We start from the raw sequence: 14021 nt of genomic DNA, 5'->3' as shown, positions 1-14021 counted from the left end.
TCGGGGATGGAGTTCTCGACGCTGGCCGTGGTGGTCGTCTGCCTCGCCGCCGGTGGTGCGCTCGGCTGGCTCGCCGCCCGGTCCCGGACGGCCGCCGAGGTGGCCCGGTTGGAGGCGACCCTGGCCGCCGCGCAGGCCGGCGAGGGACGGCTGGAGCAGTCGATGCGGGCGTTGAGCTTCGAGGCGACCGCCCAGTCCCAGGAGGCGGTGGCGCGGGCGGTGGCACCGCTGCACGACACGCTGCTGCGCTACGAGTCCCGGGTGGCCGAGTTGGAACGGGACCGGGTCGACGCGTACGCCGAACTGCGGGAGCAGGTGCGGGCGATGGGCGCGGTCTCGGGTGAGTTGCGTACCGAGACCAAGCAGTTGGTGTCGGCGCTGCGTGCGCCGCAGGTCCGGGGCCGCTGGGGCGAGCACCAGTTGCGGCGGATCGTCGAGGCCGCCGGCCTGCTGGAGCACTGTGACTTCAACGAGCAGGTCACCGCCGCCGCCGACCACCAGACGGTACGCCCCGACCTGGTGGTCCGGTTGCACGGCGGCCGGAGCGTGGTGGTGGACGCCAAGGCGCCCTTCGACGCGTACCTGACCGCGATGGAGGCCCGGGACGAGCGGGGCCGCGAGGCCCAGTTGACCCTGCACGCCCGACACCTGCGGATGCACGTCGAGGCGTTGGCGGCCAAGTCGTACTGGGCGGCGTTCGACAGCACGCCGGAGTTCGTGGTGCTGTTCGTGCCGGCCGACACCTTTCTCGACGTGGCGTTGCAGCGCGATCCGACGTTGCTGGAGCACGCCTTCGCCCGCAACGTCGTGCTGGCCACGCCGGCCACCCTGGTCGCGTTGCTGCGTACGGTGGCGTACTCGTGGCGGCAGGAGTCGTTGGCCCGCAACGCGGTGGCCGTGCACTCACTGGCCCGGGAGCTGTACGGGCGGCTCTCCACCCTCGGTGAGCACGTCGGCAAGCTGGGCACCTCGCTGGGCGGGGCGGTGACCGCGTACAACCGGGCGGTGGGGTCGCTGGAGGCGCGGGTGCTGGTCAGCGCCCGCAAGCTCGCCGAGTTGGGCGTTTCGGATCAGGAGTTGGCCACCCCGGGTCAGCTTGAGGTGGCGCCGCGCCAACCGCAGGCGCCCGAGTTGGCCGACGGGGCGGCGTCCACATCGACCGACCGCTGAGGTGTGTCCGAGTTTCATCACCTTAAACATGACACTGTGTACGGCCACACGTCACGACCTGGTCACAACGCACTGCCGAGTAGTGACATCGACGGGCGGGACGACAAAGGATGCGCTCACACCACGCCCCGCGATCTCTCGGGGCCCTCATCATCCTGGGGGATACCGAACGTGAGCAAACCCCGCAATCGGAGTCGGCGTACCTCCGCCGCCTTCATCGCCTCGGTCATGGCGGCCGGAGCCATCTCCGTGGCCGGTGGTGCCAGCACCGCCAGCGCCGCCCCCGGCACCTCCGACGCACCGGCCACCGCCGCCGAGGCCCTCGGCGCGCACGACGCCAAGCTGCTGGCCCAGGCCCAGGCGAAGAAGGCCGCCACGGTGACCCTGATCGTCGCCGCCGACAAGGGCGAGACCAAGCAGGTCGCCGACGGCGTCCGCAAGCTCGGCGGTACGGTCAGCCAGCAATTCGACCGGGTCGGCTACGTGCTGGCCAAGGTGCCGACCGGCCAGGTCCTCAAGGCCGCCACCCTGCCCGGGGTCGCCGCGGTCGACCTCGACGAGACGATCCCGCTGCCCGACCCGGCTCCGGAGCGGGCCCCGAACGGCGCGACGGCCACCGCCCAGGGCAGCACCCTGGCCGGCCCGGACGCGCAGACGCCCGGCGTCAACCCGTACATGCCCACGAACGAGACGGGCGCGGAGGCCTTCAAGGCCGACAACCCGCAGTGGGACGGCCGGGGCGTGACGATCGGCATCATGGACTCCGGGGTGGACCTGGACCACCCGGCCCTGCAGCAGACCACCACGGGCGAGCGCAAGATCGTCGACTGGGTGACCGCCACCGACCCGCTGGAGGACGCCAGCTGGCGTGCGATGATCACCGAGGTCGCCGGCCCCACCTTCACCGCCGCCGGCCTCACCTGGACCGCGCCGGCCGGCACCTACCGGTTCAACCGGTTCAGCGAGTCGATCACCGCGAACAGCGACGCCCGCGGTGACGTCAACCGCGACGGTGACACCACCGACGCCTGGGGCGTCCTGTTCGACCCGCAGACCAACAACATCTGGGTCGACGCCAACCAGGACCGCAACTTCTCGGCCGACGAGCTGATCCGGCCGTACCGGGAGCGTTTCCAGGTCGGCCACTTCGGCACCGACAACCCGGCCACCCCGGTCCGGGAGCAGATCCCGTTCGTGGTGGAGTACCGCAAGAACGTCGACACCAGCCCGGCCGGCGGCCCCGGCCTGGTCGACTACGTCAACATCGGCATCGTGGAGAGCACCCACGGCACGCACGTCGCCGGCATCACCGCCGCCAACGACATGCTCGGCAACGCCGCCTTCGACGGTGCCGCACCCGGTGCCAAGCTGGTCTCCTCCCGGGCCTGCTCGTGGGGCGGCGGCTGCACCGCCGCGGCGCTCACCACCGGCATGGTCGACCTGGTGGTCAACCGCAAGGTCGACGTGATCAACATGTCGATCGGTGGCCTGCCCACCCTGAACGACGGGTCCAACGCCCGCGCGCAGCTCTACAACGACCTGATCGACATCTACGGCGTGCAGATGTTCATCTCGGCCGGCAACTCCGGCCCGGGCGCGAACACCGTGGGCGACCCGTCGGTGGCCAGCAACGTGGTGAGCGTCGCGGCGAGCATCAGCAAGGACACCTGGCTGGCCAACTACGGCTCGGTGGTGCGCAAGGAGAACGCGCTGTTCAACTTCTCCTCCCGGGGTCCGCGGGAGGACGGCGGCTTCAAGCCCAACATCGCCGCCCCCGGCTCGGCGATCTCCACCGCGCCGCTCTGGCAGCCGGGCAACCCGGTACCGGAGGCCGGCTACCCGCTGCCCCCGGGCTACCAGATGCTCAACGGCACGTCGATGGCCTCACCGCAGGCCGCCGGTGCCGCCGCGCTGCTGCTCTCGGCCGCCAAGGCGACCGACCGCGGGGTCAGCCCGGCCGCGCTGCGCCGGGCCATCTACACCGCCGGCAAGCCGATCGCCGACGTGCCGACCTACGCCCAGGGGTACGGCATGTTCGACGTACCGGCCAGCTGGGAGCTGCTCGCCGGTGGCGTGGAGGCCCGCTCGTACCTCTCGGACGCGCCGGTCTGCACCCCGCTGTCGGCCAACCTGACCCGGTACGACCGGGACCTCGGCACCTTCGTGCCGAACCCGCACCGGGGCAGCGGCGTGTACAACCGGTGCGCGACCGCCGACGGTGGCCACCGGATCAACCAGTCCCGGGCGTACGAGGTGACCATCACCCGGACCAGCGGCCCGGCCAAGGGGATCCCGCACCAGATCACGCTGCGCGGCAACGACGGGACCTTCCGGGCCCGTCAGCAGGTGTCGCTGGCGCTGAACCGGCCGGTCACCATCCCGGTCACCGCCCGGCCGACCGCCCGTGGACTGCACGCCGTGCTGATGACGATCGACGACCCGAACACCTCCACGGTGGACTTCGAGATCCCGGTCACGGTGGTCGTTCCGCACGAGCCGACCAGGCCGAGCTTCTCCTTCTCCGGTGAGGGTACGGTCGACCGCAACAGCTTCACCTCGTTCTTCGTGACGGTGCCGCCGGGTGCCGGCGCGCTGCAGGTGAACCTCTCCGGCATCGCCACCGGCTCGCAGACCCGGTTCATCGCGATCAACCCGTACGGCGTGCCGGTGGAGAGCACCGCCAGCACCGCCTGCTTCACCAACTTCTCCGACGCCAACGCGTGCAAGCCGCAGGAACGCGACTACCAGAACCCGATTCCCGGGGTCTGGGAGATCGAGGTGGAGTCACGGCGTACCTCGCCGGCGCTGAACAACCCGTTCCACCTGCGGGCCCGGATCCAGGGCGTGGCACTCTCGCCGGCCGTGGTCGAACTGCCGGCGGTCACCGCCGGTACGCCGACCCCGGTGACCTGGGACCTGACCAACACCTTCGGTCCGGTCTCGGTGACCGGACGGGGTGGCCCGCTCTCCAGCGTGCACACCGAACGGCCGACCATCGCCGACGGCGCGCAGCAGGAGTTCACGGTGGAGGTTCCGGCCGGGGCGACCACCCTCTCCGCCCGGATCGGCAACACCGCCAACCCCGGTGCCGACCTCGATCTCTTCGTCTACCGGGGCACCACCCTGGTGGGCCAGCAGGCCGACGGTGACTCCGAGGAGGCGGTGACCATCACCAACCCGGCACCGGGCACCTACCGGATCGTGGTGGACGGCTACTCCGTCGACGGGCCGGGCACCAGCACCGCCTACGACTACCGGGACTCGTTCTCGGCCCCGTCGCTGGGCACGCTCGCCGCCCCGAGCACCCCGCTCACCCTGCCGTACGGCGCCACCGCCACCCTCACCGGTACGGTGACCGCCCTGTCCACCCCGGCCGCCGGCCGGGAACTGCAGGGTGAGCTGGCCGTGGTGACCACCGAGGGCGCGGTCGTCGGCCGCGGTGCGGTGGCCATCGACGCGGTGAACTGACCCACCGGCACCCGCTCGACACCGGAGCCCGGCCCCCGATCCTCGGGGCCGGGCTCCGGCACATCGGGCCCCCGGCACATCGGGCCCCCGGCACATCGGGGCCCCGGCGCGTCCGAGCTCCGGCACGTCCGAGCTCCGGCCCAGGCCGGGTGAGCGCCACTCCGGCGCGGGCGCGAGCGGGGCTCCGGCCCAGGCCGGGTGAGCGCGGCTCAGGCCGCGCGGGCGCTTGCCACCAGGAACGGGATGCCCTGCTGGCAGGTGGTCATCAGGTCCTGCTGGACCTGCCCGGTGACGGTCACCCGGGCGCCGGCCCGCAGCACGTCACGGGGGCCACCGACCAACTGGTGGCCGTCCAGCAACAGGCAGCCCGGCTCCACCCCGGCCTCGACCGTCCCCGTCAGGGTGGTGGCGGCCGGTCCGCCGGAGCCACCGGGGTTTGGCACCGGCGGCTCGGCCGGCCGGGTGGCGGGCGGGCTGAGCTTCGGCAGCCGGGTCGGGGGCGACGGGGACACCGCAGCGGTCGGATCGGCCGAGGCGGTGGGATCGGGCAGGCCCGTGGGGTCGGTCGGATCGGTGGGGGTGGCCATCGACGGTCCTCCTGTGCTGCCGGGTTCGCCGGTCACGTCACCGGGGCCCTGGCCACCGCAGGCGCTCAGCACCAGGCAGGCGACGAGGGCGGGAAGGGCGATCCGAGTAGTCCTCATACCAGCTCTGACGTACCCGGGAGAAGTTCCGTTCCCACCCGCTGGCGCGGACCCGGGTCGGAGCGGGGCCGACGGCCCGGTCACGCCACCCGCACGCGCCGTCGGTCCACGGCCGGAACCACCCGTCCGGGCGGTGCTCACTCCCGGACGGTGCTCAGCCCCGGCGGTGCTCAGCGGGCTCAGTCCCGGGCGGCGGCAGCGGCGGCCTTCATGTCCCGCTTCAGCTCCTGCGGCAGGGAGAAGACGAGTCGCTCGTCGGCGGTGGTGATCTCCTCGACGTCGGTGAAACCCCGCTCGGCCAGGTGGGCCAGCACCTGCTGCACCAGCTCGTCCGGCACGCTGGCGCCGGAGGTGACACCGACGGTGCCGGCCCCGGTCAGCCAGGCGTCGTCGATCTCGGTGGCGAAGTCGACCAGGTGCCCGGCGCGGGCTCCGGCGTCCAGGGCCACCTCGACCAGGCGTACCGAGTTGGAGGAGTTGCGCGAGCCGACCACGATCACCACGTCGCACTCGGCCGCGATCTCCTTGACCACGTGCTGCCGGTTGGAGGTGGCGTAGCAGATGTCGTCGCTGGGCGGCGACTGCAACAGCGGCAGCCGCTTCTTGAGCCGGGCGACCGTCTCCAGCGTCTCGTCGACCGAGAGGGTGGTCTGGGAGAGCCAGACGACCTTGTTCGGATCACGGACGGTGACGTTCTGTACGTCGTCCGGACCGTCGACCAGCTGGATGTGGGCCGGAGCCTCACCGGCGGTACCGATGACCTCCTCGTGCCCCTCGTGACCGATCAGCAGGATGTCGTAGTCCTCGGCGGCGAACCGGCGGGCCTCGTGGTGGACCTTGGTCACCAACGGGCAGGTCGCGTCGATCGCCTTGAGCGAGCGGGCCTTGGCCTGCTCGTGGACCTCGGGTGCCACGCCGTGCGCGGAGAAGACCACGGTGGCACCCTCCGGCACCTCCTCGTTCTCCTCCACGAAGATCGCACCCTGGGCCTCCAGGGTCTGCACCACGTGCTTGTTGTGCACGATCTGCTTGCGGACGTAGATCGGGGCGCCGTAGAGCTTGAGCGCCTCCTCGACGGTCTGCACCGCGCGGTCCACGCCCGCGCAGTAGCCGCGGGGGTTGGCCAGGAGCACGCGCTTGCCGGTCCGGGGAGTCGGGTCAGCCTCAGTCACCCACCCATCGTACGTGCCTCTCCCCACCCCCGACATCCACCGCGACCGGGGGTAAGGAAGGGCCCCCTGTACAACAGAAAGCGATAGGAAGGGGCCCTTCCTTACAGGTGGTGGGGTCGTGGGGGGTGGCGGGCGTCCGTAGGGTGGGCGGGTGGGTGAGGATGGTAGGAGCAGCTCCGAACAGCCGTGGCCGGTACGCGTGGTCAGCCAGAAGGTGGGGGCGTGGATCGCCCGACTCGGCTGGGTCTGGGTCGACGGGCAGGTGGCGCAGATCAGCCGACGGCCGGGAGCGAGCACGGTCTTCATCACTCTGCGTGACCCATCGGCGGATCTCAGCCTGACCGTCACCACCAACCGGGACGTGCTCGACGCCGGTGCGCCGGAGCTCCGGGAGGGTGCCCGGGTGGTGCTGCACGCCAAGCCGGAGTTCTACGCCGCCCGGGGCACGCTGAGCCTGCGGGCCGACGAGATCCGCCAGGTGGGCCTCGGTGAGTTGCTTGCCCGGTTGGAGAAGTTGAAGAAGCTGCTCGCCGCCGAGGGGCTCTTCGACCGGGCCCGCAAGCGTCGGCTGCCGTTCCTGCCCGGCCGGATCGGTCTGGTCACCGGCCGGGCCTCGGCGGCCGAGCGGGACGTGCTGACCAACGCCCGTCGTCGGTGGCCGGCGGTGGAGTTCCGCACGGTCAACGTGGCGGTGCAGGGGGCGGGCGCGGTACCGCAGATCATCGACGCGTTGAAGGTGCTCGACGCCGATCCGAGCATCGAGGTGATCGTCCTGGCCCGCGGTGGTGGCGGCATCGAGGATCTGCTTCCCTTCTCCGACGAGGCGCTGTGTCGGGCGGTCTTCGCCTGCCGTACCCCGGTGGTCAGCGCGATCGGCCACGAGACCGACGCACCGTTGGTCGACTACGTCGCCGACGTGCGCGCCTCCACCCCGACCGACGCGGCCAAGCGGGTGGTGCCCGACCTCACCGAGGAGGTACGCCTCATCCGGCAGGCCCGGCACCGGCTGGAACGTTCGGTACGCAACCTGGTCGACCGGGAACAGCACCGCCTCGACGGACTGCGGTCCCGGCCGGTGCTGGCCCGGCCGCAGGTGATGCTCGACCAGCGGGCGAGCGAGCTGACCGCCCTGCGGCAGCGCGCCGGACGCAGCCTGGACCATCGGCTCACCGCCGCCGGCGAGGACCTGCGGCACATCCTGGCCCGACTGCGGGCGCTCTCCCCCGCCGCCACCCTCGACCGGGGGTACGCGATCGTGCAACGCGCCGACGGCCACGTGGTACGCGCCGCGACCGAGGTGGCCGGGGGTGATCCGCTGCGGGTCCGGCTGGCCGAGGGCGAGATCGCGGCCACCGTGACCGCGACCCGAGGTTGAGCCCGACCCGAGGTTGAGCCCGGCCCGAAGCTGAGCCCGGCCCGAAGCTGGGCCCGGCCCGAAGCTGAGCCCGGCCCGAAGCTGAGCCCGGCCCGAAGCTGGACGCGACCCGGTATTGAGCCCGACCCCAAGCTGAGCCGGCCCGAAGCTGGGCCCGGCCCGAAGCTGGGCCCGGCCCGGGACTGGTGGCACGGAGCTGGCGCGACACGGGATCCGAGCGGCTACCTGGCCTGAGGGTGGCCGGGACCCGGTGTGTTGAGATGGTGGCGATGACTGACGAGAAGAAGGCCGGGCCGGACGAACGGCTCAGTTACGAGCAGGCCCGCGCCGAACTGGCCTCGGTGGTGGAGCGCCTGGAGACCGGCGGGACCTCGCTGGAGGAGTCGCTGGCGCTGTGGGAACGCGGCGAGGCGCTGGCGGTGATCTGTCAACGCTGGTTGGACGGGGCGCGCACCCGCATCGACGCGGCCCGACAGCCGACCGACTCCTGACCCGGAGGTCGAGGAAGCCGGCCGGCGGCAGGCCGCCGGGTCCACCCGCCCGGTCACGGTCGGGCACCCGCATCATCCGCCCGGCGAGCGCCGGGCCCGCGTCACTGCCCGGCCACGGCCGGGCGGCGGGTCACTGCCCGGCCGGGCGGCGGGTCACTTGAGCAGGTTGTACAGCTCCGCCGGGGCCTCGACGGTCTGGTCGGCCGGCGGCTTCGGCGCCTCGGTGGCGTTGCCGTAATCCGAGTACGTGATCTTCACGTCCTGCGCCTCGGTCTGGCCGGTGGCTGGGATCTTGATGATCAGCTCGTTGAGCCGCCCCTGCGGGTCGAGCCGGGCGGTGAACGGCAGCGACTGGGCCTGGGCGCCCAGCGCGGTGATCAGGCTGGTGTCCAACGACCCGGCCTCGGCCGCCTTCGACACGTCGACGGTGCCGGCGTACGCGCCCTCGCCGGTCTGCCGGACCTCGGTGATCCCCTGGGTGAGCACCGCGCTGCCGGCCGGGTCGAGCTTGTCGAAGTCGAAGCCGAGGCTCCGGTTGCCCTGGATCTTGGTCTGGTCGAGGTGCTGGTACTTGTCGAGGTTGAGCTCGCGCAGCGCCGGCGGCAGGCTCGGGGCCACCTGACCACCGAGGTCCAGCTTGACCCAGCTGTCCGGCTTGGCGTGGATGAGGTCCAGGGCCAGCATCAGGTCGGATCCCGCCTCGCCGAGGCTGATCTTCAGCTGGGCGCTCTGGCTCGGCTGGTGCACCTGGCCCTGTGCCGTCGATCCGGCACCGGACATGGTGAACCGGAAGTTGCCGTTCTTGATCTCGTTGGTCGAGTTCAGCAGGGCCTGCTTGGCGTCGCCGCTGACCGCGCCGGACGGGCCGGGCGAGACGGTTCCCGACGGGGCGGGCGAGGCGCTGCCGGAGACCGTGGGAGTTGCCCCGGCCCCGGTCTCGGCGGTCCCGGTGCAGGCGGACAGCGTGGGGGCGAGAAGCGTCGCGGCGAAGACCGCCGCGCCGAAGCGCCGAATCGTCACGTGAGCATCTCCAACCGGTCGTCCGGCCCGGGTGGGGCCGCAGGAGGTGGGGTGCCGAGGCGTACGCCCACCCCGGGCACCGGTCCCGCCCGGTCCGACCTGCGACCGACGGGATCCGTACCTTCTGTTCCCGAACGTCGGCTTCGCTAATCCCACCGCTTCGTCACCGCAGGGCGGTGACCAATCCCACCGCACCGTCACCGCAGGGCGGTGACCAATCCCACCGCACCGTCACCCCAGGGAGGTGACCAACTGACGGAGTTCGTTGTCCCGGGCATCGCCGACGACCAGGACGGTACGGTTCGGCTCCAGCAGGACGTACGCCTGTTCGTTGCCCCGGGCGGTGTACCGCTGCCAACTGCGCCCGGCCAGGTCCACCGAGCCCTGCGGCTGCCCCTCGGCGGTCAGCTCGGCGGGGAGCAGCCGCTCCGCCGGCACGTTGCTCTGCACCAGCTGGGCACCACGGCCCTCGGGCGTGACGTAGCCGATCCGCAGGTTCGCCCCGCCCTCGACGGTCTGGTAGCTGGCCCGCACCGGGTGCCAGTCCGGGCCGAGCCCGGTCGGCTCGCTTACCGGGAAGAGGCCGGCGTCCCGGGCCTGCTCCACCGCCGGTGCCGGGTCCATCGAGATCGGCTGGTCCCCACCGAGGAACCCCCGGTAGAAGACGAACAGCAGGGCGATCGGGATCAGCAGGACCAGCAGCGAGATCGCCATGTCCCGGGGTCGCCGGCCGCGCTCGGACGGCCGCACCGACGGCGGGGCGTCAGCGGTCGGCTCGACCGGCTCGTCGGGGGCCGGGGTCGCCGGGGTCACCGGCGGCTGGCCGTCCGGCGGCGTCGGGTCGGCGGGTACGCGGTTGGCTGGCTGGACGGGTTCCACCTCCCCATCTTGACAGCCCCCCTGGTCCCGGGAACCGGGCCACCACCGACCCGCCCCGGCGCTAGATTGACCAGCGTGTGAGGATCAGCGGCGAAGCCGGCAGCGCAGCCGCGCGGCAGAGCCGGCAGCGGGCCGTGCGCCGGTCCACCCCGCAGCGTCGCGAGGAGAGCCATGACGAACACCAGGACGCGGATCCCCCAGGATCTCGACCGTAACCTCGCCCTCGACCTGGTCCGGGTCACCGAGGCGGCAGCGATGGCCGCCGGTCGGTGGGTCGGCCGGGGGGACAAGGAGGGCGGCGACGGGGCCGCCGTCGACGCGATGCGCAAGCTGATCAACTCGATCCAGATGCGCGGCGTCGTGGTGATCGGCGAGGGCGAGAAGGACAACGCGCCGATGCTCTACAACGGCGAGCAGGTGGGTGACGGCACCGGCCCCGAGGTGGACGTGGCGGTCGATCCGATCGACGGCACCACCCTGATGAGCAAGGGGATGCCGAACGCCCTCGCCGTGCTGGCGGTCGCCGAGCGGGGCGCGATGTTCGATCCCAGCGCCGTGTTCTACATGGAGAAGCTCGCCGTCGGCCCGGCCTACGCCGACGTGGTGGACATCGAAGCCGGCGCCGTGGAGAACATCCGCCGGATCGCGCGGGCCAAGGGCACCGACGTGTCCGAGGTCACGGTCTGCGTCCTCGACCGCCCCCGCCACGACGAACTTGTCGAGACGATCCGCCGGACCGGCGCGGGCATCCGGTTCATCTCCGACGGCGACATCGCCGGGGCCATCGCCGCGGCCCGCAACGAGTCCGAGATCGACGTGCTGATGGGCATCGGGGGCACCCCCGAGGGGATCACCGCGGCCTGCGCCCTCAAGTGCATCGGCGGGGTGATGCAGGCCAAGCTCTGGCCGCAGGACGCCGCCGAGCGGGACCGGGCGCTGAACGCCGGGCACGACCTGGACCGGGTACTCACCACCGACGACCTGGTCACCGGGGACAACTGTTTCTTCGTCGCGACCGGGGTCACCTCCGGCGACCTGCTGCGCGGGGTCAGCTACCGGGCCGGTGGGGCGTACACGCAGTCGATCGTGATGCGGTCCAAGAGCGGCACGATCCGGGTGATCGACTCGTACCACCGGCTGGAGAAGTTGGCGCTCTACTCGGCCATCGACTTCGACGGCCGCCCCCTCGCTGAGCAGGAGTAGGCCACGGAACACGCAACTCTGCCCACCTCCCGTCGGGTCGCCGGGGTGGCGCTGGCGACCGCGGCCGGCTTCACCGTCGCGGTGCAGTCCCGGATCAACGGCGAGCTGGGCGTACGGCTGGCCGACGGGTTCGCCGCCGCCGTCATCTCGTTCGGCCTGGGGCTGCTGATCTTGCTGGTGCTGGTCCTGGCCACCGCGGCCGGGCGGGGCGGGCTGGTCGCCCTGCGGACGGCGCTCAGCGACGGCTCGCTGCGCCCCTGGCACCTTCTGGGCGGGGTGTGCGGGGCCTTCCTGGTCGCCGCCCAGGGGCTGACCATCGGCACCCTCGGCGTGGCGATCTTCACCGTGGCGGTGGTCGCCGGGCAGTCCGGCAGCAGCCTGCTGGTCGACCGGGCGGGGATCGGCCCGGCCGGCCGGCAGCCGGTCACCGTCACCCGGCTCGCCGGGGCGGTGCTCACCGTGCTGGCGGTGCTGCTCGCCGTCGGCGACCGGTTGGGAGACCCGGGTGCCCTGGCGCTGGCCGTGCTGCCGCTGCTGGCCGGGGTGGGGGTGGCCTGGCAGCAGGCGGTCAACGGCCGGGTCCGGGCCGCCGCCGGCAGCACGCCGACCGCCACGCTCGTCAACTTCGTCGTCGGTCTGGCGGCCCTGCTGCTCGCGTTCGCCGTGGACGTCGCGGTACGGGGCTGGCCGACCGGCAGCCTGCCGACCGAGCCGTGGCTCTATCTGGGCGGCCCGATCGGGGTCGCTTTCATTGCCGTCGCCGCCGCGCTGGTCGGGCTCACCGGCGTGCTGCTGCTCGGCCTGGCGACCATCGCCGGGCAGATCCTCGGTGCCGTACTGCTGGATCTGGTGCTGCCCACGGCGGCCTCGCGACCCGGGCCGATCACCCTGGTGGGGGCGGCCCTGACCCTGGTCGCGGTGCTGATCGCCGCCCTCGGCTCCGGTCGGCGTCGACGCGGCTGACCGCGGCCGGCTCGGATCGGCTCGACGCGGCTGACCGCGGCCGGTGCCAGCTCAGAGCAACGAGGAGTCGGAGTACGGCTCGGTCTCCGACCGACGGCGGCGGAAGATCACCGCGGCCACCAGCCCGCCGAGCAGCCCGAACAGGTGCCCCTGCCAGGAGATGCGCTCGTCGGTGGGGAGGATGCCGAGCAGTTGCCAGCCGTAGAGCAGGCCGACCAGGAGCACCACCGCGAAGTTCCACCAGCTGCGCTCGACGATGCCCCGCATGAACAGGATGCCGAGGTATCCGAAGATCACCCCGCTGGCACCGACCACGATGGAGTTCGGTGAGCCGGTGAACCACACTCCGAGGCCGCTGACCAGGATGATGACCAGGGTCGACCAGAGGAACCGGCGCACCCCGGCGGCGAGCACGAAGGTGCCGAGCAGGATCAGCGGGATGCTGTTGCTGTAGAGGTGGTCGAAGCCGTGGTGCAGGAACGGGGAGAAGAAGACCCCGTCGAGGCCGTCGATCCGGCGCGGGATGATCCCGGCGGCCATGTCGAAGCCGGCGCCGAGCCAGACGTCCAGCGCCTCGATGAGGAAGAGGATCGGTACGACGGCGCACATGGCGACGAAGGCCCGGCCGAGCGAGGCGTAGAACGCCTCGGTGCCGAACCGGTTGGGATCATTGCCGCCTGGGCCCAGGGTCACCCCCCAAGGAGTATCAGCAAAAACCGCGACCCGCCACCTCGGCGGCCACGGCGTACCCGCCGGAACCGGCACCGGGGCGGGGGAATCACCCCCCGCCCCGGTGCCGTCGATCCGCGTCGGTCAGTACGAACCGGTGTTCTGGGACTGCTGCCAGGCCTTGCAGGGGCTGCCGTAGCGGCCCTCGATGTAGCCGAGACCCCACTTGATCTGGGTCACCGGGTTGGTCTGCCAGTCGGAGCCCGCCGAGGCCATCTTGTTACCGGGGTAGGACTGGGGGATGCCGTACGCACCGGAGGAGGGATTGCGGGCCTTGTGGTTCCAGCCGCTCTCCTTGTTCCAGAGCTTGTTCAGGCAGGGGAACTGGTCCATCCCGAAGCCGGCCTGCACCATCATCGAGCAGCCGGTGCGGCGGTTGCCGCTGAACTCGGTGCAGGAGTCCGGCACCGGGCCGTCGTACGGCTTGCTCGCCTTTTCGGCGGCCTTCTTGGCGGCCTCCTCGGCCTTCTTCTTGGCCTCGGCCTCCTCGCGCGCCTTCTTCCGTGACGCGGCGGCGGCCTCGGCCTCCTTGGCCCGCTGGGCGGCCTCCTTGGCGGCCTTCGCGGCCCGCAGCTTCGCCTGGTACTCGGCGCTGCGCTGCTTGGCGGACTGGACGTGGTGCGCCGCCTGCCGCTCCCGCTGGTAGTCATGCTCGGCCTCGTCGACCTGCAACGAGACCTGCGCGGTCCGACCCTGTTGCTGGGTCTCCTGGTGGTCGCCCAGGTAGATGCCGCCGGCAACGCCCACGGAGAGCAGTGCGACAGCAGCCGTACGGGCGCCGAACCGGCTCCACAGCCGACTCACGAAGTGATCCCTTCGTCGGGGGCATGGACACGGTGGCGGGTCA

12 protein-coding genes are annotated in these 14021 nt (G+C 72.1%); 6 read left to right on the top strand and 6 right to left on the bottom strand.

Annotation, left to right across the window (positions count from 1 at the left end; translation table 11 throughout):
• Positions 1-6: 6 nt before the first annotated feature.
• Entirely contained in the window at positions 7-1170 is a 1164-nt protein-coding gene (locus GA0070617_RS06090; RefSeq protein ID WP_091434760.1) for a DNA recombination protein RmuC, read from the top strand.
• Between the two features lie 171 nt (positions 1171-1341).
• Entirely contained in the window at positions 1342-4638 is a 3297-nt protein-coding gene (locus GA0070617_RS06085) for a S8 family serine peptidase (protein WP_091434759.1), read from the top strand.
• Between the two features lie 209 nt (positions 4639-4847).
• Here the strand turns inward: GA0070617_RS06085 and GA0070617_RS06080 are convergent, their stop codons facing one another.
• Together GA0070617_RS06080 and GA0070617_RS06075 are read right to left on the bottom strand one after the other, a co-directional pair.
• On the bottom strand, positions 4848-5342 hold the full coding sequence (locus GA0070617_RS06080) for a hypothetical protein (RefSeq protein WP_091434756.1): 495 nt from the start codon (positions 5340-5342) through the stop codon (positions 4848-4850).
• A 179-nt stretch (positions 5343-5521) separates the two neighbouring features.
• Positions 5522-6514 (bottom strand): 4-hydroxy-3-methylbut-2-enyl diphosphate reductase, encoded by a 993-nt coding sequence (locus GA0070617_RS06075; RefSeq protein ID WP_091434754.1) that lies wholly within the window; start codon positions 6512-6514, stop codon positions 5522-5524.
• A 151-nt stretch (positions 6515-6665) separates the two neighbouring features.
• Between GA0070617_RS06075 and xseA the strand changes: the two genes are divergently transcribed.
• Both xseA and GA0070617_RS06065 read left to right on the top strand, forming a co-directional pair.
• Positions 6666-7889, top strand: coding sequence for an exodeoxyribonuclease VII large subunit (gene xseA / locus GA0070617_RS06070; protein WP_091434752.1), 1224 nt, complete (start codon positions 6666-6668; stop codon positions 7887-7889).
• A 269-nt stretch (positions 7890-8158) separates the two neighbouring features.
• Positions 8159-8380: an exodeoxyribonuclease VII small subunit gene (locus GA0070617_RS06065; protein ID WP_091445971.1), complete on the top strand. Its 222-nt coding sequence runs from the start codon at positions 8159-8161 to the stop codon at positions 8378-8380.
• 153 nt (positions 8381-8533) lie between these two features.
• On the opposite strand, the gene GA0070617_RS06060 is transcribed toward GA0070617_RS06065, so the two are convergent.
• A complete protein-coding gene (locus GA0070617_RS06060) occupies positions 8534-9400 on the bottom strand; it encodes a hypothetical protein (protein WP_091434750.1) in 867 nt (288 codons plus the stop codon).
• A 231-nt stretch (positions 9401-9631) separates the two neighbouring features.
• Positions 9632-10279 (bottom strand): DUF4245 domain-containing protein, encoded by a 648-nt coding sequence (locus GA0070617_RS06055; protein ID WP_091434749.1) that lies wholly within the window; start codon positions 10277-10279, stop codon positions 9632-9634.
• A gap of 171 nt (positions 10280-10450) precedes the next feature.
• On the opposite strand from GA0070617_RS06055, the gene glpX reads away from it, so the two are divergent.
• Both glpX and GA0070617_RS06045 read left to right on the top strand, forming a co-directional pair.
• Positions 10451-11482 carry a class II fructose-bisphosphatase gene (gene glpX / locus GA0070617_RS06050; RefSeq protein ID WP_091434747.1) on the top strand — a complete coding sequence of 344 codons (1032 nt, stop codon included), beginning with the start codon at positions 10451-10453 and terminating at the stop codon, positions 11480-11482.
• Positions 11483-11500: 18 nt separating this feature from the next.
• Positions 11501-12445, top strand: a complete 945-nt coding sequence (locus GA0070617_RS06045; RefSeq protein WP_091434745.1) for a DMT family transporter — start codon at positions 11501-11503, stop codon at positions 12443-12445.
• A gap of 51 nt (positions 12446-12496) precedes the next feature.
• On the opposite strand, the gene GA0070617_RS06040 is transcribed toward GA0070617_RS06045, so the two are convergent.
• Both GA0070617_RS06040 and GA0070617_RS06035 read right to left on the bottom strand, forming a co-directional pair.
• Positions 12497-13138, bottom strand: coding sequence for a rhomboid family intramembrane serine protease (locus GA0070617_RS06040; protein ID WP_091434743.1), 642 nt, complete (start codon positions 13136-13138; stop codon positions 12497-12499).
• Positions 13139-13258: 120 nt separating this feature from the next.
• Complete coding sequence (locus tag GA0070617_RS06035; RefSeq protein WP_091434742.1) at positions 13259-13978, bottom strand: aggregation-promoting factor C-terminal-like domain-containing protein; 720 nt, start codon at positions 13976-13978, stop codon at positions 13259-13261.
• Positions 13979-14021: the final 43 nt, after the last annotated feature.

Source organism: Micromonospora yangpuensis (assembly GCF_900091615.1).
In the GTDB taxonomy this organism is placed as follows: domain Bacteria; phylum Actinomycetota; class Actinomycetes; order Mycobacteriales; family Micromonosporaceae; genus Micromonospora; species Micromonospora yangpuensis.
This window is presented reverse-complemented; position numbering and strand designations above follow the sequence as displayed.